Consider the following 22,019-nt stretch of genomic DNA (forward strand, 5'->3'; position numbering starts at 1 on the left):
CCCGGACGCACGAACGCGCCCCCTCCCACCCGAAGGTGAGAGGGGGCGCGTTCGTTCACGGGTACTGGCGGCGGGATGGATCGAGCCCCTGAGGCTGGCCACCCTGCGGGGGCTCAGGGTCAGGGGCGGCGTCGCGGCGGCAGACCAGGGCATCGGGATCATCGGCGGGCGGCTGAAGGCTGTAGCCGTCCGGGCAGGACTGGCCGTCCGTGCCATCTGATCCGTCACGGCCCGGCTCACCAGGCGGCCCCTGCTCGCCAGCTGCACCCGCGGGGCCCGGCTCGCCCTGGGGTCCGACCGGTCCGGGAGGGCCGACCACCGAAGCGCCGTCCGTACCCGAAGTGCCCGAGATACCCGGCACGCCGACGCCGTCACTGCCGTCGCTGCCATCGTCTCCAGGCCGGCCGGTGGGTCCGACCGGGCCGGTCAGACCCACCGGCCCCGGCTCGCCGTCCAGCCCCGGCGGGCCGGATGGCCCTGGCTGGCCACGGCCGGGCTCGCCCCGGCTACCGGGCGGCCCTGCGACGGGCTTTCCCCCGAGGCGCTGTACCTGGAGGGCGAGTTGATCCCTGGCCTGGTTCGCGTCCCGCAGGTCCGTGGCCAGGTCCTGCACGGTGAACAGTGCCGCGCCGGCGAGCAGTGCGCCGAGGATCGCCAGGACGTTGCCTCGGCGTGAGCGGTGGGCGTCCGGCGCCTTGTGCCGTTTCACGCTCTCGCCCCCGTCACGATCGCCACCAGGTAGGGGAGAAGGGCCACGACAACGGTGATGACGACGCCGACCATCCATCTGCGGGTGGCGACGATGCGGTCGGCGTCCTTCTCGCGCTGCGTCTCCAGCGCGGTGACGCGCTCGGTGATCGTCGTCTTCTCGATCGTGTAGACGTCCTGAGTGACGACCTTGTCGAGGCGCAGGTTGAGGTGCCCCAGGTCCTCACGCATGTCCTCACGAAGGGACTGGATGAGCCGCCCGAGCTCCCCGTTCGACATCGACGGCTCATCAGCCATGTCGCGCTCCGATCAGTCAGATGCTGGCGGGCCCGCGGTGGGTGTGTTTCGCTGCCCAACCGGCGACGAACGTGATCGAGGCCGGGATGAGGGCGAGCACGAACGGCTCGGCCGGGTCCGGCAGCGGGGCCACGAGACCGGCGTCGCCCTGAACCGCGGTCAGGATGGCCAGCAGGCCGGTGCTGCCGAGGTACGCCGCGACGGTCGCGAACGTGACCTTCTTCTCTACGGGTGCAGCCATGGTGTTCTCCTTGGTGATCAGTCGGCGAGGCGGACGGCGAGCTTCGCGGCGACCTTCTCCGCGATCTGCTCGGCGAGGGTGGGGTGGGCGGCCAGCTTCGAGGCGAGCGCGGCCAGCTGTGCATCAGTCAGGTCGACCGGCTCCAGCGCGTCGACCGCCTTGGCCAGGGCGGCGACCTGTCGAGCGGTGGTGCGCAGGTAGTCGTACGCGTCACGCGGTTCGGCGGAGCCCTTGTACCGCCACGCCGCAGCCTCCTGGCCTGCCTTGACGGCCTTGAGCTCCTGCTCGATGGTCTTGAGTCGCTTGTCCTGCTCGGGCGTCACGTCGTCCTCCGGAGGTGGGGTTGTCTGGCCGTTGGCGCGCGCGACAATCCCGGGGAACACGCGCTCCTTGAACTGCTTCACCCGCGCGTCACCAGGACACGCCGTGCCGGACACCGCCCACTCGGCGTGGAGCCGGTGGTAGCCGTAGCCCGGGTCATCGGCGGTGCGGCAGATGCGCAGCGGGAGGTCGTGCGTCTTGTGGAGCCACACGCCGAGGGCGATGAGCTCCTCAATCTGCGGCTCGGTCCACGGGTCGGTGCCCTGGAGGTTCGACGCGGTCTCGATGCTGATCGCGCCCGTGCCATCGGGGCGTCGATTCGCCAGGTAGTTGGCGTCGGCGCGGGTCTCGGTCCCGATGTACTGGCCCAGGTCGCCGTCGTACCCGAGGCCGAAATGGCTGTCCAAATTCGTGCTATCGCGCCAGTACTCATACATGCGGCGCGCGGTCCACGGGGCGATGATCGAGTGAACTATGAGCTGCGTGGGCCGTATCGCCGGTTGACTGTCCGACTCCGGTTGCAGCTCCATCTTCTCGGCGCCCGAGTACCAGGCCATAGGTCAGCTCTCCCGGGTGAGGGCAGCGCGGACAGCGGCGTCCTTGGACTCGAGGAGCTTGCGCAGCGCGACGGACTGCTCGGGCCCGGGCGCGGTGAGGTCGACGACCTGCTTGGCCAAGGCGGCGAACTGCGCGGACACCTTCGCGAGGTGCTCGGGCAGGTGGCCGAACTCGAAGTACCGCAGGATCGGCGGGGTCTGTGCGTGTTCCATCGTCGCCTCCAGGCATGACGAAAGCCCCGGCCGTCTGGCTCGGGGCTCGGGATGATGCGGTCAGGCTGCGGTCTGGTACTCGCCGTAGGCGCGGAGAATGTCGCCGGCCGCGCCGGTCCAGGGGCTACCGCTTGCCCACGCGTTCCAGTCGCCGATGGTCCCGGGGTTGGCGAGCCAGACCGTGCCGGTGGTGGTGGCCGACGACGACAACGGGCCGGAGCCCATGACGTAGTTGGGCGACGGGGTGCGGGAGTACTGGTAGGTGAGGACGCCGCAGCCGCCTGCGATGCTCGCGCCGGTGAACGGCAGGGACAGGCGGAGGTCACCGGCGCCGAAGGTGCTGGTCGATCCGAGAGTGAGGATCAGGTTGACCTTGCATGTCTTGCCGACCTTCAGGTAGCGGCCGGCCAGGGTCCCGTTGCCCAGGACGGGGTCCGTGGTGACGGCTGACCAGACCGGTGTGTACGCGGTCCACGCGTCGAACATGCTGTTGAACTGGTCGCGGATCTCCTGGTTCATGATCGCGGCGCTTACGGTCTCGCCGACCACCCAGGTGCGTGGGCTGAACGTCACCTGACGATCCCCACAATCGGGGCGTTAGGGTTACGCGGGTCGTCGGCGTGCCACCAGTTCCGCAGGTACGGGGGCAGGCTCATCAGCGGCGCCTCGACGGCTGCCGCGTCGGCAGGGAAGATCAGCGCGCACCAGCCCCACCCGCATTCGGTGCAGCCGTAGCGCGGATCGCTCGGTGAGACGACCTGTGCAGATCCACAGATGCAGTCGGCGATCCACCGGTTCTGGTTGATGCGCGCGAAGTACGTCTGATCCACGGATCCGGCTGGCGGCAGGACGCGGCGTTCCATCCGGTACTCGATCCACTTGAACACCCGCTCGGCGGCCGGGACCTGGTCCCAGGAGTTGGCCGGCTCGCGCGGAGGCGGCATGTAGAACTTCTCGGCTCTGACGACGGCGATCGGCATGCGTGCTCCTCAGTAGGCGAGTCGGGTGGTGGTGCCGAGCACGGAGTAGACGGGGTCGTCGAGGACCCACACGGAGTCCGTTGCGCTGCGGCTGGTGTGGAACTGGATCAGGTGGGATCCGTTGCGGATGGTCTCGGTGTAGCCCTCGACGGTGACGCGCATCGAGGCGGCGGAGATCTGCGGGGGCAGGCCGGTCACGGAGAAGTACGAGCTGATGTCGGCGTCGAGGATGTCGGTGTAGTTGGCCATCGTGTACGCCTCGATGGGGACTTCGCGCAGCTCGGGGGTGGGGTCGGCATACCGCGACACCAGCCAGTACGCCGCGTCCAGGACCGAGTTGTCGGTCATCTTCAGCAGGTTCAGCGACTGCTCGTACAGGCCGAAGGCGAACACACTCGCCCCTGCGGACACCCGTTGGGTGGCGCCGCCCGGCCGGGACGCGTCGACGGAGTTGACCAGCTTCTGGTCGTCGTCGACCAGCTCGATGCCGGGCTCCAGATCCGCGTAGGCGATCGTGAAGACTTCCAGCGAGGAGTCCGGGTTGTAGCGCACGTCGCGGGACTGGTAGGCGAGCCCGAACCAGTCGCGTTCGGCGAAGAGCTTCGCGGCCTCGGTCGTCTCGACCTCGCGCATGCGGGCCATGGCTGACGTGCCGGCCTCTCCCTGCCCGGCGACCGGGTCATGGGTCGACCCGGTCACGGTGACGCTGTCGATCTTCGCGTACCGGGCGAGGCGGGCGATCCGCGCGTCCGCCGCCTCGCCCGCGAAGGCGGTCATACCCGCGGCGTAGTGCTCGGCGCGGAACGCGCCCAGGGCGGAGGGGTTGAGGTAGACCGCGACGTGTCCGATCTGCCCTGCCCACAGGCGGGCGCCGCGGTAGCCGCCGACGTGCAGGGTGCGCAGGTTGCCCATGCCCACGATCGGCAGGCCGGTGCCGATCAGGGCGCCGTCGACGTACACACTGCCGTCGGCCTCGTCGTAGACGACGTGATGCCACGCCCCGTTGGCGAGGTTCCCGGACGCGGTGGTAGTGACGGCCCGCGTGCCGGGCCCGTCCTCGATGTGCTCGATCGCCAGGACGCCGGAGCCGTTGAGGGTGAAGACGAGTTCGTGATCGAGGTCGGGTGAGTACACGCCGAGCAGAGCCCGGCTCACCGTGCTCGTCTTGAAGAACACTTCGATCAGCTTCCAGTACAGGCTGCTGCCCGACTGGAAGGTGGGGCCCAGGTCCGCGCTGAAGTACTTGCCCGCGCTGGCCGAGGCAGGCACGAGGGACAGGCACGTCTCGCCCGTGGCGGGCGGCCCCTCCTCCGCGCCGAAGTCGGCGCTGCCCCCGGCGCCGACCTGGACGCGGGCCAGGGCCCCGGTGGTAGTACCGGACAGGTCCCCGGCCGAGGTGACCCCGGCCGGTTCGGTCAGCGGGTAGTACGCGGACGGCCCGTACAGCAGCACCTCCTCGACCAGACATGACCTGAGCGGGGGGAGCCGGTTGACCGGCTTGAACAGGTCGGTGGCAGAGGAGGTGACCGTCGACTCCAGCCCCGCCCAGGCCACCGGCAAGTCGTTCAGCGTCCCCCAGAAGCGGGAGTGAACGCGGTGCCCGGCCAGGTCGAACTCGACGTAGTCGGCCGTGCCGCCGGTGCGGCTGGTGGCCAGCTCGATGGCGAGGGTCTGCACGGTCACCCAGGCCGGGGTCCCCAGCATGCGGCGGATCACCCAGTTGTGGCCGTCGCCGCTGGTCTCCCAGTACAGGGTCCCGGCCGCCTCGCGGATACGCAGCCACACATGATCGATACCGCTGTAGGTGAGGCTGATCGCACTGCCGTCGAAGTACCCGACGTCGGAGACGCAGCGCAGCGTTCCGGCGACCGGGCTGTAGGTGAACCCCACCCGGGTACCGGCCGTGGTCGAGTTCGCGACGACGGACACCGACGCGGCCGAGCTGCCGCCCGCGGCGGGCAGCGCCGCGAACTTCACCATGAACTGGGAGCCGACAAGCAGCCACTGCCGAGCACTCTGGTACGCCGCGAAGCCTCCCGGGACCATCGGGATGCGGGCCTTGCCGCCGGTCTCGCTCGCACCGCCGTAACTGGCGGGCCACAGCACGGGATCCATCCGGCCGTCGTCGAAGTCGTCGGCCAGCATGGCGGCCGGCCACGGGGCGGCGCCCGTGCGTACCGGGGCTGTTGTCACGGCGCAGCGGATGGGGGCGTTGCGGCGCACGAACGGGGAGTACGGGCTGCCCGGGCTGCCTGCGGTGAACCTCCCGTCCTGGTTGTCGAGCCTGAACGACAGCGTGCCGGGCTGCGACTCCGAGAGTTCGTCCGCTGCCCCGCGGTTGATGCTCACGCCCTGCGCCATGTCGACGTACTGGCTGATGTCCGTCCACGTGATGGTCTGCGGGTACTGGATCAGCCCGCCCCATCCGGCCTCGACGAGCAGCGCCACAGGATCACCCCACTCCCAAGTTGATGTTGAGACCGTGGGTCCGCTTCAGGCTGAGCAGAACGCGCTGGACTTCGCGGCCGACCGCGACCGGGTCGAGCGCACTGTGGATATCGATCTGTACGTTGACCGGCTGCCCACCGCGCCCACCGCGCCCGTCGGCGGCGACGGCTGCGCCCATGACGGGCCGCGCGCTGGCCACCCGGCTGGTGACCGCGGCGAGCGCCTGGTCGATCGCCGGCATCGGCTGCGTCAGCCCGGCGGCCAAGCCCTCGGTCGTGTACCGGCCGAGCTTTGCCATCACGGTCGACGGCGACTTGATGCCGAGGGCCTTCTTGATCGCGCGCTGCATGCCTTTCGCGATCTTCAGCATCTGCGCCTCGATCGCCTTCTCCTGCGAGATGAGCCCCTTCAAGAAGCCCTTGCCCGCGTTCTTCCCGGAGTCGTACAGCCGGTCGGCGCCGTCACGTCCCAACGTCGTGCTGGCCTTATCGATCCCGGCCTGAGTGCTGTTGACGGACTTGATCACGTCGTTGCTGGCACCCGCCAGCGCGGACGCGTAGGCGTACCCGGCCTCGGGACCCATGTTGAGGATCTGCCGCAGCAACGTCTTGGACAGCCCGCGCTTGCCCAGCGTGTTGATGTACGACGTGAACGTCTTCATCTTCTGCAGCTTCGCGGCGAGCCCGCCCTTGATGCTTCCCGCGGTCACCTCCTCGGCGTCCAAGCCGAGGTTGCCGAGGGACGCGCCCTCGCGCGCGCTCGACGTCACATCCGCGGCGAACTTTTTCCCGGCGGCGACCTTCGACTCGATCGCGTCCCGCTTGCTCGCGAGGGTCTGGAGCTTCTTCGTGTCGCGGTTGACCATCCGTACCAACGAGCTGTCCTTGGTACTGCGTGTGCCCTTCCACGCGGCCCAAATGTCCTTGACCAGGTCTTTCGCGACAGCTGAGATCTTGGCCTTGCTGCCCGTGAGACCGATGAGCATGCCCTTGCCCGCATCCGCGGCGAGGGCCCTGGTCTTCTTCGACGGGCTCGCGATCTGCAGCTCGGCACGGATCCCGGTGAGGACCGCGCCCGCCATCTGACGGGCCGCCCCCTCGACCCCGGCCGTGCTCGCTGCCATTCCAGAGGACAGGCCGCGCCCGACCTCGCGGCCGGCACCGCCCATCGCTCCACCGCCGCCCGAGCCGAGGGCGGACGCCATGGACAGGCGGCCCTCGTTGAGAGCGTTGAGGAACGAGACGCCGTACTTCGCCACGGACCGGGCCTTGATCACATACTCGTTGTTCGACAGCCGCGCCAGGATGCTGTCCGACGTGCCGGTGCCCTCACCTCGCACGGATCCGCCGCCGGGGTAGCCGACCGGGCCGCCACTCGCAAACCGGACCGGGCCGCCGGACGCGAGCATCCAGAACGGTTTCTTCTGGGCCTGATAGGTCTGCACATAATTCGTACGGACCGTGGCGGTGGCCGTACGGCCGTCCATCTCCGCGAGCCGCGCCTTGGCCTGAGCGACCGCAGCATTCAACTGCCTGATTTCCGCCCGGACCTGCGCCTTCCGCGAGTCAGGGACCTTCCCCAGCCGGTCCTTCGCGGCCGCGAGCTTCGCCTGCAGGTCGCTGAGGTTGCCCTTCAAGTACGCGGTCTTGTTCGGCGTCCGCATGATCTGATCGGCCAGGCGTACCGCCTGGTTGCGGCTGAGACCCATCGCATCGGCGGAGCGGATGATGGCCGCGCGGCCCCGGTCGTACTGGCCCTTGGCGTAGTCCCAGCTCTTGCCGCTGTTGCGCGCCGAGGAGACGTTCTCCTCGGTCTTGCGTGCCAGATCTGTCAGGGCCGCCTGCGCGGTACGGGCCTTCTCGGTGTTGAGGTTCAACTCGCCGTTGCTCATGCGCAGGGCGTCGCCGTGGCCCTTGGTCGCCTTGGCCGCCGCGTCGATCGACGCTTCCATGCCCGCGCGCCCGTCGAGCGCCGCGCGGTTGACCTCGTTCAGCGCCATGATCGACTGGCGAAGGCCGTCCGTGCTGGCCTTCTGGCCATCGAGCTTTGCCTGCACAGCCTGCGCCTGCGCACCGAACAAGCCCATGCTCTGGGCCGCGTGGTCAGCCTCGAATTTGGCGTCAGCCAAAGCCGAGTCGTAGCCGTCGAGACCCTCCTTCATTTTCTGGACCTGAGTCGGGTCCATGTGACTGAGCATGTTCTGCAAAGCGGCTTTGGCCAGGTCCGCCTTACCGCCCCGGACCAGGTTCGCCAGCGACTCGTCCACCGAGTTGATCGAGGCGGTCGCCTTCTCGGTGGCATCGCCGGCGTCCAGCATTCCGCCGCTGATGTCCGCGCCCCAGTTGTTGATGGACTCCGCGACGCTGGGGCTGGTCATCTCGTTGATCTGGTCTTTGAGCTTCTCGAACTTTGACCCGAATTGGGTGGCGGCCTCGCCGGTCACCTGCCCGGACTGGCCCAGCTTGCCGAGAGCCGTGGTGAGCTTGTCGACGTCGGGCGGTGCCGTATCACCCATGGATGAAAGCTGTGCGATCGCCATGACGACAAGACCGATGGCCGTACCCGCCAGCGCGATTTTCGCCCCGCGTGACAGCGTGCCGATCGCAGCTGTGACAGCGGCCAGCCGCCCCGGTGCCCCGGCCGCCGCAACCTGCATCGCGACCAGTGACACCCCGAACGCGGCCATCGCCGCACGCCCCGCAGCGAGGCCGAGCGCGGCGACCTTGACCAGCTTGATCGCAATGGCCAGCTGTAGCAGGGCGGACAGCGCAGCCGGAGGCACAGCCGCCACAATGCTGGACAGTGCGTTCACGAGCTGCAGCATTCCGACGCCGGTATCGGCCCCGGCTTGGAGGATGTTCAGCACCGCCGAGGCCACGTTGCGCAGAGTGTCCGCGACCACCGGGCCCTGCTCCCGGGCGAAGTCCATGAACTCGCTGGCGCCACCGCCCACCTTGCCGCCGTCGCCGGTACGCATCAGGTGAACCAAACCATCGGTGACCTTGCGCAGCGTCCCGGTCGCGAAAGCCGTGAACTTGCTGTTCACCCGGTCGAACCCGGGAGTGGACATCGCCCCACCGGCGATGGTGACCATCCGGTCAAGCTCTTGGCTGGTGCCCTTGACCAACCCGCTCGTCTTGGGCAGCAGCCCGTTGAAGAGACTGATCCCCTTGGTGACCGGCGCCATCGTGTCGGCGGCCAGCGAGTTCGACCAGTCCTTGTACTCGTCCTTCAGGATCCCGAGCGATGCAGCCGCGCGCCGTGTCTCCGGCGGGAGCTCCGCCATCGTCCGCTGGTACTCGACCTGCGCCGTGATCGCAGCCTCGGACGTGCGGCCGGACTTCTTGACCGCGTCGTCATACGCCTTCTCAGCCTCCGCCGCCTCCGACAGTGCGCCGATCTGCGGTACCAGGGCTGCGGTGAACGCCAGCGCGGCGACAGCCACAGCCCCGGTGCCAGCGGCGAGCGGTGCCATCGCGGACACCGCCGGGATCGCCGCCGGCGCGAGCGAGATGACGGAGCTCTTGAGGCCCTCGATCGCCTTGGCACCGGCGCCGGTGTCCCGGCGCATGCCTGCCATCCCGTTCGCCGTGTCCCGCGTGAACCGGTTGACGGCCGAAGACGAGTTGGTCATCGACGCGCTGATCCGGCGGTGCAGCTGGTTCGCGTTGTCGCCGACGCGGTTGAAGACGCGAGAGAGCTGGTCGCGCCCGTCGAGCACGAACGTCATCCGAGTCACGCGCACTCACCTCCGGACATCTGCGCCTGCTGGTGGGTTTCCATCCAGCGAATGAGCGTGAAAAAGTCGCCGACCAGTTGCTCGTCGACGACTGTGGGAGGCATCTTCAGGAAGAAGCCGAAGAGTCCGAGCCACTGGGTTCGGGCGACGTCGACGTCGGGCTCGGGCTCGTAGTCCCCTCCTCGTCCACCGGGGCTTCCGGCGGCAGGTCTTTTGGGGACGCCGCGATCAGTTCCTTGATCAGCGCCTCAGCCATCGCCGGATCCACAGCAGCGTCCGGGAATCCGGACAGCGCCTCGGCCATCGCCTCGTTCGTGATGGTCGGGTCCGTCGCCCGGATCGCCAATGCGTTCTCGATGTAGGCCCGGACCTCTTTGTTGTCGAAACGAGTGGTCATCTCGTCGACGCCCGGGTCGAAGTCCCCCCACCGCAGCGAGGGATGGGTGCGCTTCTTGAGGACCCATGCGATGCCGCGCATCGCATCGAGGTCCTCTTCCGGCAGACCGGCCTTGATCTGGGTCCACGTCTGGTCGATGGTCCGCTGGACGATCGACACCTCGCTCACCTTCAGCGCCCCGGCGTCGTACTGCTCCGGCTCACAGCCCTCGGGCGTATAGATGATGATCACTGCTGCTCCTAGTTCAGTTGACTGCGCACGTCATCGACGATGCGAGCGACCTCGGACTGCATACGCGGCTTGTGCTTGCCGACCGTCTTCTCCCACCACATCGACGGGGACACGGTCTGGTTCGCCCACCGCCGCCGGTTGCCGAACACGGGGTGCCTGACCCTGCCGCTGGGGTCGTTGAGGGTCTGCGCCATGTTGCGGAGATCGTGCGGCAGCCGCGACTTGTCGACCCACACCCGCGCACCCGGTGCGCCAGACGTCCGGACGCTGATCCGGATAGCCCCGGCGATCGTCGCGCGCAGCGGCCGAGTCGTCGGCGACGGCCCGCCACGCTTCCCCGCCGAGCGGCCGGCCGACCGGATCGGCAGACCGCTCACCGTCGCCACGAGGTCGGCGTGCAGCGGCTCAGCCGCGCGGCGGATCCTTCGCTGCATGTTGCGGCGCAGGTTCTCCTGCCCGGCCGCGCGCAGCTTCCGCTGCAATTCCAGCAGTTGTCCGGTGCCGAGGATCTGTACGGAGCCAACGGCCACGGGGCCACCTCCTACAGCGTGATGTCGCGGGACATGTACTCGATGAGCGGCTGGTTCGTCCCGTCGTACAGCCCGGTGAACTGCAGGGTGGGCTTGACCAGGTCGAAGCCCTCGACGGTCGGCGGCGCGTCATCGAACCTGATCGCCGGGAGCTTGACCGTGAACCGCTCGTAGTGGGTGACTGCGATCAGCGGGCCGATGAAGTCCCACTGGAACGACGTCGCGGCGTCGCTGGTGTGCAGGTCGTCCAGGGTCGTGTCGACGTAGTCCATCTCCATCGAGCCGGTGATCTTCACCTGGTCGTTGCTGATGGGTTCCTTCTTCAGCCCGCTCTGTCCGGCGTAGAACCGGTCAGTGGCCTGAGGACGCTCGAACTTCACGGACACCTTGCGGATGCCGTCGCGCGCGACCTCCGCACCGAACGTGCCGGTCTTCGCGCTCATCTGCCCGAAGTGGAACGGGCTCATGGCCGGGTACGTGGCGGCCGCGAGAACGCTGGTCTCCTCGCAGTCCTTGCTGTCGATCTCGAAGGACACGGTCAGCATGCCGCCGACCTCACACGAGAACTCCGCGCTGATGACCTTGCAGCCCAGGAAGTTCTTGCGCGTCACCGTGCCCGTGGTGAGCGGCACGCCCTTCTGAATCGTCAGGCTCTTGCCGACGGTGTCCGCGAGGGTATGCGTCTGGAGGTACGCCGCGGTCGCGGCCTGCTGCACCGGGGTGACCGAGGTCCCCATGAGCGACTGCAACAGCACACCCATGGCCGTGTTGGTGACCTCCATTTCCAGCGATCCGGCGGCCTCCCGCTGGGTCAACACACGCCGCGAGGACAGCGGCAGCAGACGGTTCGCCGCGATGCCCGCGCTCTGCGCGACGGTCTTCTTGAGCGCCAGCGACTCCTTGGTGAACTCCACGAACTTGGTCGGTGCCACGTAGGTTCCGTAGGCGCTCTCAGCTGCGAGGCCGACTTGCGCGCCGAGCCCGGATCCGATCGCCATGGTCAGGCCTCCTTCGTGGTCGAAACGGTCTTGAGCGCGGGGGACTTCTTGGGGGCCGGGGGCTCGTCCTTCGGCTCCTCGACGGCCTCCCAGGTGGTGCTCTGGCAGACGTAGCCGTCGTACCGGTCGTCGGGCACCTCGGCGATCTCGTCGGGGTGGATGGTCCTGCCGCCGAGTTCCGGCACGGTGACCGGGACAGGGCCGATGTAGCGCACGCGCGCCATGGCTGTACTCCTCGCTGGGGGTGGGGTGATCAGATGCGGGCGCGGCAGGACACCGAAAACACCAGGCCCGCCAGAGCCCCGTCGGAGCCTTGCTCCTGCGTCAGGGAGCCGGTGGTCAGCTCGGACCACAGGACCGCGCCGAGCAGCGTCGGCGCCTCGGGGAAGGCGTCGGTGGCGCGCAACGCGGCCTCCACCGCCGCGACGATCTCGAAGACTTGCGTGCGGCGCAGCGCCATGTCCTTGTCGCCCGCGCGCGACTCCGCGTAGCAGGTGATCGTGAACGACTCGTCGCGGGTGCGGGCTCCGGCGCTGGCGAAACTCTGCTGTAGATCGACGGCCTGATCACCCGAGGGAGACCAGCCGATGTAGAGGCGGTGGCGGTCGGTGAGGTTCACCCCGGGCGGGCCGTCCTCGATGTGGGTCGCTGCCAGGGCCGGGGCCGCGCGGAGGATCGTCAGCAGCGCGTTGAGGGCGGCGGGGACGCGTGAGGTCGTGGCCATCAGGCGATCCCGGGCGGGGCCTTGAAGCCTTCGAGCAGTTCCAGGACTCGGTTGGGGATCGCGTACCCGAAGCCGGGCACCGGGTCGTTGGAGTTGTAGTCGTCGGCTCCGCCGCCGCCGCGGGCCGCCCCGTACTGAGTACGCCACAGGTGCTGGAGCAGGATGCGGGCAGCGAGGTTGATCGTGGCGGGAACCGTACCGCGGCCTGCGGTGTAGACGACGGTCCACGGGCCTCCGTGGAACGTGCCGCCGTCCAGGCGCCGCACTACCCCGGCCTCGCCGTCCAGCGCCAGGTCCGCGACGTCTAGGGCCAGGCCGCCGGTGAGGACCGGGGTGACGGACGCCAGTGACACGGCCGGGACCTTGGTCAGGGCAAGGCGGGTGCCGTACGCGTTGAGCATCTCGGTCACCTCCCGGTTCTCCACCGGCCCGGTGTGGCGTTCGATGACCGGGGTGATGGCCTCGATGTACGCCAGCAGCTCGGTGTCGTGGCTGCTGCTGTCGATGTCGAGCTGGGCCTTGGCGTCGGCCAGTGTCAGCAGTGGCACCGGGTGCTCCCTTGGCTCAGGCCCGCTCGGGCGGGGCGGTGACCGCGCGCTCGAGCGGGGCACCGAGGCGCTTGAGTTCGGCGGCGACCTCAGATGCCCGGTCCTTGCGGCCGTAGCGGGTGTAGCCCTCGCGCTCGCGGTACAGGGCGTCGATGTACGCGTCATCCACCGCGCCGCGCTTGGCCGGTGCTTCGTCCGCTGCCTTCGCCTCGCGCTTGGTGGTGGGCGCCTTCGCGTCCGGCTCGGGATCGGGCGCCGGCGGTGCGGGGGTTGCCGCGGGGTCGGGCTCGGTAGTGGGGGGCGGTTGCTGGTCGTCCGGCTTGGCGGGGGCGGTCGATGTGCTCGTGCGTGCAGCCACGGCTGGTCCTTCCAGGGGCAGGCGGGGGCCGCCGGGGTGGGCCCGGCGGCCACGGCGGTCAGAACGTCGGGGCGATGAGGCCGGTGCCCGCGATCACGGCGATGGACTTCGGGTAGCGCTCGCTGTGGATCGCCGCGTAGTTGTAGAACCGCAGCAGGATGGAGAGCTGGTCGGCCTTCGTCTCGCGGAACACTTCGGCCCGCGGGGATCCCTCGAAGAGGATCACGTCGTCGGCCCGCAGGATGATCACGCGGTCCTCGTTCGTGCCCACCCCGAGGTTGGTCGGGATGTTCGGGTCGACGTAGACCGGCAGGCCCTGCAACGTGCCCACGAACCCCTCGGAGTTGACGCCGTCCATGGCGGCCAGCGCGTTCTGCGGCATGTTCGCCACCGGCACGACCAGCGGACGGCCCGCGGTGTCGACCTGCGCGGTGAACCAGGCCCAGCGGCGCGGGTGCATCAGGATCGTGTCCGCCGGCATGAACCGGTTGGTGTGCACGAGCTGGATGCCGTCGGCGACCTTGGGGTACAGCTCGCCCACGGTGGGGGTGGCGTCGGTGTAGGTGATGGCGTTGATGCCCGTCACGTTGAGCAGGCCGCGCTTGTTCGCCACGTTGTTGTTGAGGACGAACGTGTCGAGCTTGACCGCGTAGTCGGCCGCCAGGTCGGCGAGCAGGATGTCGTCGACGTTGATGGGCGACTGGTCGAGCAGCTGCTGGGGGACGACCTGCTGACCGGCGATCGTGGCGACGGCCGCGGTCACGCTCGTCAGGGTGGCGTCGGTGTTCTGCACCGCTGTGTTCTGCGCCGTCTGCTCGGCGGTCGCGGTGCCGGTGGCGACCTTGGGCAGGCTGATGGAGTCGGTGCCCGCCGGCAGCGGCTGGTGGCGCACCCGGTCGGCTGCGACCCTGCCCGCGCGGGCCAGGGCCACGTAGTCGCTGACCATCCACAGCGGGGGCACGAACTCGCCCATGGATCCGTCGGTGGTGGTGACGGCGCGCTTCTCCTGGACCTCGCGGTCGTTGCGCTCAAGGCGCTCGATGGCGCCACGGTCACCCTTTTCCGTGGCCCGGTACAGGTCGCGGAAGTAGGAGGTGGCCCCGCCCTTGCGGTAGGTCTCCGGCTCGCTGGTGACCTGCACGCGCTCGCGGCGCTCTCCGGTCTGGAGGTGCTCGGCGAGGATCTGCGCGGCGCGCTGCTCGCGCTGCTCGTCCTCCTCCAGGTCCTTGATCTTGGTGGCGAACTCTTCGATCTCGGCGTCCTTGGCCTTGACCGCGTCGCGCTTCTCCGCGAACTGGGTGGCCTCGGCGTCGGTGGGGTTGCGCTTCTCGGCCGTGGGCGCGGTGAGGACGGAGTCCATCTCGGTCTTCAGCGCGGCCCGGGCTTCGAGCGCGGCGGTCATCTGCTTGCGCAGGTAGGCGAGCATGGCTCGCTCCCTTCATTTGGGTGTGGGTGGGGTCGCGCCTGCGGATCCGTCCGGGTGGTGGTCCAGGTGGTGGCGCTGCGCGGGCGTGGCGAACAGCGCTCCGGCGTGGACTCCGGCGCGTCAGGTGGTGCAGGCGGGTGCGGCTACAGGCTGAGTGCTTCGGCCTGCGCCAGGTAGAGGGCCAGCGGGTGCCCGGCCTCGACGGGCGCGGGCTCCAGGCGGCGTTGCAGGCGCTCGTACAGCGCCCGGGCGTCGGCCTCGTCGAGGTGGTCGAAGTCGGCCGCGCGCATCGCGCCGACCGTGGTGGCGGGGTTGGCCCCGAAGTTGACCACCGAGACGTCGCCGCGGTGCAGGTCGACTTCGAGGATGTCGCGCTGGTCGTAGTCCGGTGACCACTGCTGGCGCGTCACCCTGAACGCGAAGCTCATCTCGTCCACGCTCTGCTCGTCCAGGGCGGCGAGCATGTCGGAGACGTCCGAGCGCTTGGAGTTGACATCAGCTTCCATGTGCAGGCCCGTGGAGTCCTCCGACAGGCGCAGGGACCCGGCCTTGGTGTACGCCATGGCGAGCCCGGAATGGTTCAGCAGCAGCTGCACCTGCGGGTTCTCCGCCAGGGTCTTGCCGAAGGCGCCGGTGCGGACCACTTCGGAGTACGGGCCGAGCCAGTCCCACATCTCGAACGGGGCCTCGGTCACCGAGGCGTACCCCTCGACCGTGGACACCCCAGACGTGCCGGCCTTGGCGCGGACCTCCAGGCGGACCGGGAACGCGCGCCGCACGGTCCCGGACGCCTTGGCCCGGTCGCTCTTGACGCTCATCGCGCCCCCTTCTAGTCACTGATCTTGATGGTCGGTGCGGGCAGCTCGTTCGGCTTGTCGCCCCAGTCCACGGGTGCCATGTCCTCCAGGTCGCGGACCTCGTTGACGACCTCCCACCGGTTTTGCAGCGCGATGGCGTGCGCCCGGAAGCGGGTCAGCAGGTCGGTACGGGCCAGCGCCGAGCGGTTGTACTTCGCGTACTGGCCCTCGGGCAGCATGCCGGTGAACATCCGCTCGGTGCGCACCAGCCACCGGTCCAGCGCGTACGTCAGCAGGTCCAGGGAGCGCTGCTCGACGTTGGCGTAGGTCATCGATCCGCCGGTGTCGTAGCCGAGGATCTCCGGCATGCCGGGCCCGTAGATGCGGGCGCACTCCGCCGAGGTGTAGCGCTGCGTCTCCAGGAACTGCGACTCGTTCGCGGACACCGAGATCGGCGCCCACTTCCATCCCTGGCCCAGCACCACCGGCTCACGCGAGCCGCGCAGCGACGCCATGAACCGCTCCTTCGCGGTCCTCGCCTGCCCCGCGTCCAGGGCCGCGTCGTTGGTGAGCATCCCCGAGGGGTGCGCCCCGTCCTCGAACCACTGCATGCCGAAGCGCGAGGCGGCCAGGCCCAGCCCGATCGTCATGGCGTGGTGCTCAACCGGTGACAGGCCCAGCAGGCGGCCCGGTACCGGATACGCCCGCCGGTGCCACATCTCATCGGCGGGCACCTTCTTGCCGCCGGCCCGCCACTGCGGCTCGCCGCTCTTCGGGTCGCGCCAGCCCTGCACTTCGTCGGGGTGGTACAGCACGACCTGTTTCGGGTTGCCGAGCCGGTCTCGGTCGCCGACCGTGCCGTAGGTGTTGCCGCGCAGCAGCAGCGACAGCATGTACTGATACACCCAGTCGTCCAGGCCGTAGCCGTCCCCTGCCGGGTCGACCATGACCTTGGGCTTGTCCAGCTCCTTGCGGGCCTTGCCGACCCCCCGGTACACGTCCAGGGGCAGGGTGGACACCAGGCTGGCGATGACGTCGACAGCGGCCCACACCGCGACCTTCTGCAAACTCGACTCGGCGCGCGCGAGGTTGATACGCGCGAACGTGGACCTGGCCGCGGACGGGCGGGGAATCTCCGGCTCGGTGAACACCGCCCGCTTCTCACGGCCCGCGAAGAACAGACTCATCGAGCCCCCCGCCAATCCGCCGCCAGGCAGAACGCCCCAGCGAGGAACAGCCCCGCAGGCTCGAACACCATCCAGCCGGCCGCCGACACAAGAACGGCCCCGGCCACACCGGGCAGCCTCGCGACGATCCACCCAGCGGCCCCGGCCAGGGCGACCGCTGCCTTTGCCCTGTCCATGCGGGCCCCTCTCAGAAGATGTTGTCCAGCGGGTCGACGTCCTCATCGACGGGCGCGCCCAGGCCCCACTTGGCGAGCGTCGCCGCGACCAGCGGGCTGATGTCCGTGTTCACGCCGCGCCGGGCCCACGCCCAGGCGTCACCGAGAGGCCGTTGCTGGGCGCCCGCCAGGGCCGCGGCTAGCGGCGCCTGGTCGAGGTGGGAGACGGTCTGTTCGGTCACCGCGTCGTACAGCTGCCCGCAGGCTGCGGCCACTTCGCGGGCTTTCGGGCTGACCACCTCGATGCCGAGCCGCTCTTGCAGATCGGCGATCAGCGACCCGGCCGGTCCGCCCGCATCCACCACCCAGATTCGCGGCTTCCACCGCGTGTGCAGCTGCTCGGCACGGTCCAGGATCCAGCCGGTACCGGGCCGGTGCTCGATGACCTCCAGGTGCGTGCCGCCCCGCCACGGCCCCGCTACGGCTATCGCCGCGTGCGAGCGCTCCGGTGTCATGTCGATGGAGAACACGACCGGCCCGTCCGGCTTGGAGTCGGCGTCCGCCAGGGCCCGCCAGGCGTCCTCTCCGATGACCTGCCACGTGTCCGTGCCGTCCGCTGGGTACTCGCCCACCCCGAGCCGCTCACGGGCGTACAGGGCATCGCCCATCGTCAGCCTCCGGTGCATGCTCTTCTCGACCTGCAGGCGGTAGCCGACAGCCGGGTTCGACTTCAGGAGCGACTCGACCGAGCCGAGCTCGTCATGCTCCGTACACCCAGGCGGGCACTCGTCGAGGTGCGCGTCGATCGACCACTCCATGTACGCCAGGACCGGATCCGGCTCATCGGATGCGAGGGCCGCCAGAGCACGCCTGCGCAGGCGCCCCAACTGCTGCGACGGGTGACCGATCCCGGCGCTTCCCAGGTACCAGAGCTGGCAGTTGTCGACAGCGTCCGTCGTCGGCGCCAGCGCGCCCATCGCGTCGTCGCCGAGGATCATGCACTCGTCGAAGATGACGAGCGCCGCGGTGAACCCGCGCCCCGAGCCACGCGACCGGGCCACGTACTGAAGCATCCGCCCGTCGTGCAGCTCGATGCCCTCGCGGCCCACGGTCTTGTGGTACGCCTTCACACGCTTGTGCATGTCGGGGCAGCCACGGATGAGGCGCTCGATGCGCTTCATCGTGTTCATCGTGGTCTTGAACTCGTGAGCGCTGACCAGGATGCCCTGCTCGCCGCCGATGAACAGCCCCCACAACACCCGGGCTTCGATCACCCCGCCCTTGCCGTTCTGGCGGGGGACGTTCACGCAGACCTCGGGCGCGGCCCAGTCGCCATTGGGCTTCTCGCCCATCGCGACCCTCAGGATGTGCTGCTGCCACGGGTCCAGGTACAGGCCCGCCTTGGCCGCGAGGTCAATGGCCTCCTGGCCCGCGGTCGACACGGCCGGCGGGGTGGTCTCGATCGGCGGTGTCTGCCAGCCGTACACACGATCGTCAGCCGCCGGCGGCTCGCTTTCGGGCCTCTGACCTGCGCTTTTCTCGCTGCTCAGCAATGTCATCGACGCCATCCCCCTCCGTAGCGGGCTGCGCGAGGCCGCGAAGCTTGGTCATGATCGCGGTCAGCTTGTCCGCCACGACGGCCTGAGATGTCGGAGCGTCACCGGATTCGATCGCGTCCAGAGCCCGCGCGAGCTTGATCGCTACGGCGGACATACCGGGAGACACGCTGGTCACACCCAGTAGTTCCAACTCGGAGGCAACGTCGTCCGCGATCATGACCGGCTCCCGTCACCCACAGTGATGTCACGCAGGGTGACGGATCGATTTAGCTGACGTTGGAGTTCAGAGCAAGATCAGCTTTGGATTTGGCCGCGCAAAAAACCGGGCGACAAGGGCGTTTGGGTCGCCCGGTCCGCAGCGGAAAGAACGGGAACCCGACCGGCGTTGATCTTCATTCGGGCCGCTGATCAGCCCATCGGGAGCCCTGCCGGCCCCGGGTCGGTGACGCTCAGCGTGTGTGGCTGTGTGTCACCACGGGCGGGATGCCTGGGGCATCGCTGTCCGTGACTGGCCCCGGCGGGAGTTGTACCAGCGGGTCGCGACGCGCTTCATCTCCGGTGCGCGCATGGCGTCGATGCGCTGCATCACGATGTCGCGGCCCGGGTCGACCACGATGATCCGCGCGGCCAGACGCTTGTACTTCGCTCGCGCCTTCGCGTTGGGCATCGTGTGGATCAGGTAGCAGTCGAGCTTGTCGAGGTGCTGGGTGGCCTCGTCGATGGCTGCGTACCGGGCGCGCTGGGCCACACGCTGCGTGAGCGGGTCGTGGTTCCACTGCGGTGCGCCCGGGCCGGTGAGGGCCACGGTGATGCGGTCCAGGTCGATGACGATGTCCGCGGCCTTGGCGTGCGACTGGATCCAGCTGGTCTTGCCGGCCGCGGGAGGGCCGGTGATCACGAACAGCACGGGGCGACTGCCCATCGGCGGCCGAGAACGATGCGTGACACCTGACCTCTGCTGACGCCGTATTCCTTACCGAGGGTCCGCTGCAGCTCGCCAGCAGCGTGGCGCGCGCGGATCTCGGAGACTTGTTGGGGCGTCAGCTTGGCGTTGCCATTTCGTGAGCCCCGCATCGGCGTACTTAGTCCGGTGTCGTAGGCGTGGCGCGCGTTGCCTGCGGGCGTGACCAGTTCCAGGTTGGCAATGCGGTTGTCGCTCTTGACGCCATTGATGTGGTTGACCTGCATCGTGTCGGGGATCGGTCCGTGCACCGACTCCCAGATGACGCGGTGCGCATAGAGACGCCGGACTCGCTTCTGTTCCTTGATGGCGATGTGGACGTAGCCCGTCGACATGACGTAGCCGACGGGAGCGCCACGCCCTCCGACGACGTGTCCGGTCGCCGTATCGACACACCAAGCGCCAGTAGCGATGCGGGTGCGCGCCAGGTCGTACTTGGTCTGCATGAGCTCTCCCGTGGAATGCGAACGGCCCGGCACCACGGGAGCGGTGTCGGGCCGTTCTGTCCGCCGTGATCAGTGGCGGCTGCTTATGGGTTACCAGCGTCTGGATGCGCGGGACTGTGCGGTTGCGAGGCGATTCCCGCGCTTCGAATTGCACTTGCGGTGTGCGCTGCGGGCGTTGGCGGGGTCGAGGAGGCTGCCGCCGCGGCTGAGCGGTACGAGGTGGTCGAGGGTGAACGACATGCGGTGCCGGGCGTCAAGGCTGGCGGGGATGTTGTGGCCGCAGATCCAGCACGGGTGGCCGAGGGCTTTCACTGCGGCGACCAGGCGGCGGTACGGGCGCCCGTTGCGCGGGTTGCTGGGCACGGGCGCCTCTCCGTGCGCATCGCGAAGGCCCCGACCGGGGGGATGTGGTCGGGGCCTTCAAGAGTCGTGGTCAGCGGTGTATGGGCACGCTGGACGTGCCCCGAGTGTTACACCGTGTGATCTAGCTGGTCAAGCTGCTACGCCGCAGTGTCGAAGGCATCGAGGCGGTCGCGGGCCACAGCGGTGTAGTGGGCGGACTGCTCGATGCCGATGAAGCGTCGCTGCTCGGCGAGCGCGGCCGCTCCGGTGGTGCCGGAACCGGCGAACGGATCGAGAACCGTGCCGCCTACGGGGACGATGCGCACCAGCTGGCGCATGACGTCGAGGGGCTTCTGAGTGATGTGCTGGCGGTCCTTGCCGCGGGGCTGGCTGCCGGTGAAGTGCCCCGGCAGATACACCGGATCATTGCCGGGGATCATTGCGCCGTTGCTGCCCCAGACGATGAACTCGCATTCCTGGCGCAGGCGGCCAGGTTGAGGCCGGGCGATGGGCTTGTGCCAGGCGGCGATCCCGCGCCAGGTGTAGCCCGCGGCCTGGAGGGCGTCGGTGGTGGTGGGGAGTTGCCGCCAGTCGGTGAAGACGAGGGCGGCGCCGCCAGGCCGGGTCAGGCGGTGGCAGTGGGCGAGGATCTGGGAGAGCCAGGCGAGGTAGGAGCGCTGGTCGCGGTTCTCGCCGGTGAAGTCAGCGAGGTCGGGGGCAACGTGCCGGCCGCCTTCGGTGAGGTACTTCTCGCGGGCGGTGCGGGTGGTGCGCTCCGTCATGGTGCGGCCGCCGCTGTTGTAGGGCGGGTCGCAGATGACGGCGTCGACTGGGGTGTTGAGTGTGGGCAGGATCGTCAGCGCGTCTCCGGTGTGCAGGGCCCAGTCGGTCATTGGTGCCTCCAGGTGGCAGGTCGCGTACGCCACGGTGAGTGGTGAGCGAGTCGTTGCCGTGACCAATGATCATGCAATAGAACTTACGTTCTAGTCCATGGGGTCGACGCGGGGCCGCTTGGCCTCGGTCAGGGGCAGCGCCGAGGGGCGTTGGGCGGAGCGGGCCCGTAGCTCGCGGAGGTCTATCAACGCGCGGCCCTGTCGGTCGTATCCGTGGTGGATGAGACGGCCTCGGCGTAGCCACTGGCGGATGGTGCCCGGCTTGACGCCGGTAGCGGCCTGGGCGGCGTAGGCGTCGAGGAGGACGGGTTCCATGTCCCCATGGTGCGGTATCGCCGTTCGCCGGCGCAGAACGGCCCCGCCCCCTGCGGGTGCAGGGGGCGGCGGCGGGTCCAAGTAGCGCCAGCAGCTTGGACTTCGCACGGTACGGGTGGGGACTGACAACGGCGGTGCGATCAGTAGTCGAAGCGCTCCGTAACCTCGGGCGCGGTGTCCGGGAGCCGGTCGCCGGGCGAGCGGTGCCAGATCGAGCAGCGCAGCGGCCCGGTGTAGTACGAGTGGTCCACGCGGTTTTGGCGCACCAGCTCGTCGGCCAGGTCCCGCGTAGTGGCGGGGCTGTCGGGCTCGGTGGGGATGACCGTGCGGGTGCCGCGGCTGAGGCAGCGCCGGTTCCATTCGACGGGCGGGAGATTCGGGTCGTCCTCGTCGGTGCGCTCGATCAGGTAGGCGTACTGGCGGGTGTCGCTCATGAGGTCCTCCGAGATTGTGGGTGCAGGGTGTCAGGTCCGGGCAGGGCCGTCAGTGGCTGTGGGCGGGCTTCAGCCCTTCTTGGGGGTTCCAGGGACGGGCTTCGGTCCGGCCGGGACGTGCCCGCCGTCGCGCCCTGAGTAGGCGTGGCTGTGGGGGTTCTCGGGGACGGCCTGCTTCGGGTCGCGCGTGGGCATCGTCTTGCGGAGTGCCATG

29 protein-coding genes are annotated in these 22,019 nt (G+C 69.1%); all 29 read right to left on the bottom strand.

Annotation, left to right across the window (positions count from 1 at the left end; genetic code table 11):
- Positions 1 to 55: 55 nt before the first annotated feature.
- The gene (locus tag QMK30_RS07775; protein WP_283516442.1) at positions 56 to 709 is read right to left on the bottom strand and encodes a collagen-like domain-containing protein; all 654 of its coding nucleotides are present in this window, start codon (positions 707 to 709) and stop codon (positions 56 to 58) included.
- Positions 706 to 1,005 (bottom strand): hypothetical protein, encoded by a 300-nt coding sequence (locus QMK30_RS07780; RefSeq protein WP_283516443.1) that lies wholly within the window; start codon positions 1,003 to 1,005, stop codon positions 706 to 708. The genes QMK30_RS07775 and QMK30_RS07780 overlap by 4 nt, the downstream gene beginning before the upstream one ends.
- A gap of 16 nt (positions 1,006 to 1,021) precedes the next feature.
- Positions 1,022 to 1,246 carry a holin gene (locus tag QMK30_RS07785; RefSeq protein WP_283516444.1) on the bottom strand — a complete coding sequence of 75 codons (225 nt, stop codon included), beginning with the start codon at positions 1,244 to 1,246 and terminating at the stop codon, positions 1,022 to 1,024.
- 17 nt (positions 1,247 to 1,263) lie between these two features.
- Positions 1,264 to 2,124, bottom strand: a complete 861-nt coding sequence (locus tag QMK30_RS07790) for a peptidoglycan recognition protein family protein (protein ID WP_283516445.1) — start codon at positions 2,122 to 2,124, stop codon at positions 1,264 to 1,266.
- A 3-nt stretch (positions 2,125 to 2,127) separates the two neighbouring features.
- A complete protein-coding gene (locus QMK30_RS07795; protein ID WP_283516446.1) occupies positions 2,128 to 2,337 on the bottom strand; it encodes a hypothetical protein in 210 nt (69 codons plus the stop codon).
- A 60-nt stretch (positions 2,338 to 2,397) separates the two neighbouring features.
- Positions 2,398 to 2,910 (bottom strand): hypothetical protein, encoded by a 513-nt coding sequence (locus QMK30_RS07800; RefSeq protein WP_283516447.1) that lies wholly within the window; start codon positions 2,908 to 2,910, stop codon positions 2,398 to 2,400.
- The gene (locus QMK30_RS07805) at positions 2,907 to 3,317 is read right to left on the bottom strand and encodes a hypothetical protein (protein WP_283516448.1); all 411 of its coding nucleotides are present in this window, start codon (positions 3,315 to 3,317) and stop codon (positions 2,907 to 2,909) included. The genes QMK30_RS07800 and QMK30_RS07805 overlap by 4 nt, the downstream gene beginning before the upstream one ends.
- Positions 3,318 to 3,326: 9 nt before the next feature.
- Entirely contained in the window at positions 3,327 to 5,765 is a 2,439-nt protein-coding gene (locus QMK30_RS07810; protein WP_283516449.1) for a LamG-like jellyroll fold domain-containing protein, read from the bottom strand.
- A 4-nt stretch (positions 5,766 to 5,769) separates the two neighbouring features.
- Entirely contained in the window at positions 5,770 to 9,495 is a 3,726-nt protein-coding gene (locus QMK30_RS07815) for a hypothetical protein (RefSeq protein WP_283516573.1), read from the bottom strand.
- 115 nt (positions 9,496 to 9,610) lie between these two features.
- Entirely contained in the window at positions 9,611 to 10,132 is a 522-nt protein-coding gene (locus QMK30_RS07820) for a hypothetical protein (RefSeq protein ID WP_283516450.1), read from the bottom strand.
- 8 nt (positions 10,133 to 10,140) lie between these two features.
- Positions 10,141 to 10,662, bottom strand: a complete 522-nt coding sequence (locus tag QMK30_RS07825; RefSeq protein WP_283516451.1) for a hypothetical protein — start codon at positions 10,660 to 10,662, stop codon at positions 10,141 to 10,143.
- An 11-nt stretch (positions 10,663 to 10,673) separates the two neighbouring features.
- A complete protein-coding gene (locus QMK30_RS07830; protein ID WP_283516452.1) occupies positions 10,674 to 11,660 on the bottom strand; it encodes a phage tail tube protein in 987 nt (328 codons plus the stop codon).
- Between the two features lie 2 nt (positions 11,661 to 11,662).
- Positions 11,663 to 11,884, bottom strand: coding sequence for a hypothetical protein (locus QMK30_RS07835; protein ID WP_283516453.1), 222 nt, complete (start codon positions 11,882 to 11,884; stop codon positions 11,663 to 11,665).
- 29 nt (positions 11,885 to 11,913) lie between these two features.
- On the bottom strand, positions 11,914 to 12,384 hold the full coding sequence (locus tag QMK30_RS07840; RefSeq protein WP_283516454.1) for a hypothetical protein: 471 nt from the start codon (positions 12,382 to 12,384) through the stop codon (positions 11,914 to 11,916).
- On the bottom strand, positions 12,384 to 12,932 hold the full coding sequence (locus QMK30_RS07845) for a head-tail connector protein (protein WP_283516455.1): 549 nt from the start codon (positions 12,930 to 12,932) through the stop codon (positions 12,384 to 12,386). The genes QMK30_RS07840 and QMK30_RS07845 overlap by 1 nt, the downstream gene beginning before the upstream one ends.
- A 16-nt stretch (positions 12,933 to 12,948) precedes the next feature.
- Positions 12,949 to 13,290 carry a hypothetical protein gene (locus tag QMK30_RS07850; protein WP_283516456.1) on the bottom strand — a complete coding sequence of 114 codons (342 nt, stop codon included), beginning with the start codon at positions 13,288 to 13,290 and terminating at the stop codon, positions 12,949 to 12,951.
- Positions 13,291 to 13,348: 58 nt separating this feature from the next.
- The gene (locus QMK30_RS07855) at positions 13,349 to 14,716 is read right to left on the bottom strand and encodes a phage major capsid protein (RefSeq protein ID WP_283516457.1); all 1,368 of its coding nucleotides are present in this window, start codon (positions 14,714 to 14,716) and stop codon (positions 13,349 to 13,351) included.
- 143 nt (positions 14,717 to 14,859) lie between these two features.
- Positions 14,860 to 15,534, bottom strand: coding sequence for an HK97 family phage prohead protease (locus tag QMK30_RS07860; RefSeq protein ID WP_283516458.1), 675 nt, complete (start codon positions 15,532 to 15,534; stop codon positions 14,860 to 14,862).
- Between the two features lie 11 nt (positions 15,535 to 15,545).
- Positions 15,546 to 16,700, bottom strand: coding sequence for a phage portal protein (locus QMK30_RS07865; RefSeq protein ID WP_283516459.1), 1,155 nt, complete (start codon positions 16,698 to 16,700; stop codon positions 15,546 to 15,548).
- Positions 16,697 to 16,876, bottom strand: coding sequence for a hypothetical protein (locus tag QMK30_RS07870; protein ID WP_283516460.1), 180 nt, complete (start codon positions 16,874 to 16,876; stop codon positions 16,697 to 16,699). Before QMK30_RS07870 ends, QMK30_RS07865 begins: the two co-directional genes overlap by 4 nt.
- An 11-nt stretch (positions 16,877 to 16,887) precedes the next feature.
- Positions 16,888 to 18,297: a terminase large subunit domain-containing protein gene (locus QMK30_RS07875; RefSeq protein ID WP_283516461.1), complete on the bottom strand. Its 1,410-nt coding sequence runs from the start codon at positions 18,295 to 18,297 to the stop codon at positions 16,888 to 16,890.
- A 52-nt stretch (positions 18,298 to 18,349) separates the two neighbouring features.
- A complete protein-coding gene (locus QMK30_RS07880) occupies positions 18,350 to 18,631 on the bottom strand; it encodes a hypothetical protein (RefSeq protein WP_283516462.1) in 282 nt (93 codons plus the stop codon).
- Between the two features lie 252 nt (positions 18,632 to 18,883).
- Positions 18,884 to 19,336 (bottom strand): AAA family ATPase, encoded by a 453-nt coding sequence (locus QMK30_RS07885; RefSeq protein WP_283516463.1) that lies wholly within the window; start codon positions 19,334 to 19,336, stop codon positions 18,884 to 18,886.
- Positions 19,309 to 19,821, bottom strand: a complete 513-nt coding sequence (locus QMK30_RS07890; protein ID WP_283516464.1) for an HNH endonuclease — start codon at positions 19,819 to 19,821, stop codon at positions 19,309 to 19,311. The genes QMK30_RS07885 and QMK30_RS07890 overlap by 28 nt, the downstream gene beginning before the upstream one ends.
- A 90-nt stretch (positions 19,822 to 19,911) precedes the next feature.
- On the bottom strand, positions 19,912 to 20,184 hold the full coding sequence (locus QMK30_RS07895) for an HNH endonuclease (RefSeq protein ID WP_283516465.1): 273 nt from the start codon (positions 20,182 to 20,184) through the stop codon (positions 19,912 to 19,914).
- Between the two features lie 137 nt (positions 20,185 to 20,321).
- On the bottom strand, positions 20,322 to 21,056 hold the full coding sequence (locus QMK30_RS07900) for a DNA-methyltransferase (RefSeq protein ID WP_283516466.1): 735 nt from the start codon (positions 21,054 to 21,056) through the stop codon (positions 20,322 to 20,324).
- 90 nt (positions 21,057 to 21,146) lie between these two features.
- Positions 21,147 to 21,371 carry a hypothetical protein gene (locus QMK30_RS07905; RefSeq protein WP_283516467.1) on the bottom strand — a complete coding sequence of 75 codons (225 nt, stop codon included), beginning with the start codon at positions 21,369 to 21,371 and terminating at the stop codon, positions 21,147 to 21,149.
- Positions 21,372 to 21,511: 140 nt separating this feature from the next.
- Positions 21,512 to 21,805 carry a hypothetical protein gene (locus tag QMK30_RS07910; protein ID WP_283516468.1) on the bottom strand — a complete coding sequence of 98 codons (294 nt, stop codon included), beginning with the start codon at positions 21,803 to 21,805 and terminating at the stop codon, positions 21,512 to 21,514.
- Positions 21,806 to 21,874: 69 nt separating this feature from the next.
- Positions 21,875 to 22,018, bottom strand: coding sequence for a hypothetical protein (locus QMK30_RS07915; RefSeq protein WP_283516469.1), 144 nt, complete (start codon positions 22,016 to 22,018; stop codon positions 21,875 to 21,877).
- Position 22,019: the final 1 nt, after the last annotated feature.

It is taken from the genome of Streptomyces sp. H27-C3 (assembly GCF_030063415.1).
Classification (GTDB): Bacteria; Actinomycetota; Actinomycetes; order Streptomycetales; family Streptomycetaceae; genus Streptomyces.